Origin of the sequence: Streptomyces sp. NPDC001922 (assembly GCF_042891165.1) — a bacterium.
In the GTDB taxonomy this organism is placed as follows: Bacteria; Actinomycetota; Actinomycetes; order Streptomycetales; family Streptomycetaceae; genus Streptomyces.
This window is the reverse complement of the sequence record NZ_JBIASV010000005.1, coordinates 301779-303723: the sequence shown is the minus strand read 5'-3', so window position 1 is coordinate 303723 and position 1945 is coordinate 301779. Positions and strand designations below refer to the sequence as shown.

The 1945-nt window shown below is 72.8% G+C and carries 1 protein-coding gene; it reads left to right on the top strand.

The window, feature by feature from the left end:
• Positions 1-742 precede the first annotated feature (742 nt).
• Positions 743-1798, top strand: coding sequence for an LAETG motif-containing sortase-dependent surface protein (locus ACFYYR_RS11280; protein WP_388849974.1), 1056 nt, complete (start codon positions 743-745; stop codon positions 1796-1798).
• Positions 1799-1945: the final 147 nt, after the last annotated feature.

The following is a 1945-nucleotide window of genomic DNA, read 5'->3' as shown; positions in this document are numbered from 1 at the left end:
CGGCTTCCGGCTTCCGGCTTCCGGCTTCCGGCTTCCGGCTTCCGGCTTCCGGCTTCCGGCTTCCGGCTTCCGGCTTCCGGCTTCCGGCTTCCGGCTTCCGGCTCATGATCGAAGGGAGTCGTACGGCAGCCGTCACAGGTCACCCGTACGGCGCGTGACCGGGCGGGCGGCCCCTTCGTTGAGTTCGGTGTCCGTGCCATCCAGGGGCGGTCAGCGAGAACCACGTGTGGCTCCGCCCCTGTTCGATCGGGCCCGTGGCAACAGGGCGGAATCACCGGAGCGTGTGACGTGCCGAGCGGCTTGGCTCAGGACTGACCCAAGCGGTGTGCGTCGTGGGACCACGCTCCGGTACGTGACCGGTCGGCAGGGGACAGCAGCCCGGTCACGGCCTCCAAGGACGGCCGGTTCCCGGGGACGCCCGGGCGCCGGCCGCTTCCGTGTGCCGCCCCGCCCTCACCCCGATCCCGCCCCCCACCCGCGCCGCAGCGCGCACGAAGGCCGGCCGCCCGGCTCTCGCACCCCTCATGGATGCGGCAGAGCAGGCACCCCGCGGGCATCGGAGGCACCGCTCGAGGGTGTGACCCAGATCACTTGAAAGCCGAAGTGCCTTCGCACAACCCTTCGGAACCTTTACGGGTCACTTATCTGCACACGCACGGCCCTACCGCGCTCCCCCAACCGCGACGGCCTCCCCATGACGGTGCTGCCACCCATGCAGCACTCCGGACCCCGAAGAGGTCTCATGATGCTCCGCCGCGCCCTGGCGACGGCTGCCGCAACGGCCGCCATCGTTCCCGCCGCCCTGCTCGCCGCCCCCTCCGCGTTCGCGACCGACGGCGGCGAGACCCCGGACCCCGCCGCGTCCACCTCGACCGCGCCGGCTCCGGAGAGCTCCACCTCCACCGCTCCGGCCCCCGAGGGCAGCACCAGCTCCGCGCCCGCTCCCGCGAGCAGCTCCTCGTCGGCCCCGGCTCCTGCCGGCAGCGCGCCCTCCAGCAGCTCCTCCGCCACCACCGGCGCGACGGACAAGCCGAGCGCCACGGCCACCACCGGGACCCGGCCCACGGCCGGCTCCACCGACGGCCCGCTGGAGTGCGACGAGAGCGACGAGCCGCAGATCGACGACAGCCTCGTCACCGGCTTCTCCGGACTGCCCTCGAAGATCGTCGCGGGCAGCGGCTTCCACCGCTTCCGGCTGGACGTCTCCAATGCGTCGGACTCCGCCTACCAGCGTGTCGACCTCGGCGTCTTCGCCGCCCAGATCGACGAGGACACCTGGGGCGTCGGCAGCGGCCACCTGACGCTCCAGTACCGCGACCCCGAGTCGGGCGCCTGGCAGAACATCTCCCTGAACGAGAACGACGAGGGCGCGGGCTACGTCGGCTACACCGACGTGCGGCCGCACGAGTCCTTCTCCGTCGACCTGCGGCTGAGCGTGGACGCGTCCGCTCCGGCCGGACTGGGCTTCGCGATCAGCATCGGCGCCTACGCCAACGACAAGGGCGAGTGCGTCTACGCGTCGGGCAAGAGCTACTACGAGTTCGACATCCTCGCGGCCGGTTCGAAGCCGGGCGAGATCCCGAGCGCCGAGCCGAAGCCGCAGGGCGGCCGGAAGCCGGTCCCGGCCAAGCCCGCCGGGAACACCGCGATCGACCCGAAGGGCCACCTGGCCGAGACCGGCGCCTCGTCGCTGCTGCCGACGATCGCCACCGTCGGCGGCGTCGCGATGGTCGTCGGCGCGGGCGCCGTCTTCGTGGTGCGCCGCCGCCGGACCGAGGGCCCGGTGAGCGCCGCGTAAGCGGACTCCTCCCGGCCCTGCCGGAAGGGGCCGCACCGGAGGGGGGTGCGGCCCCTTCGTCGTTCCGTCGGGTTCGGCGTTCCGTCAGGTTCGTCGTTCCGTCGGGATCGTCGTTCCGTCGGGATCGTCGGGGGACGGCGAACAGCG

What these genes read in the sequence shown, in the direction of transcription:
- ACFYYR_RS11280 (WP_388849974.1), top strand. Translation starts at nt 743, where the DNA reads ATGATGCTCCGCCGCGCCCTGGCGACGGCTGCCGCAACGGCCGCCATC.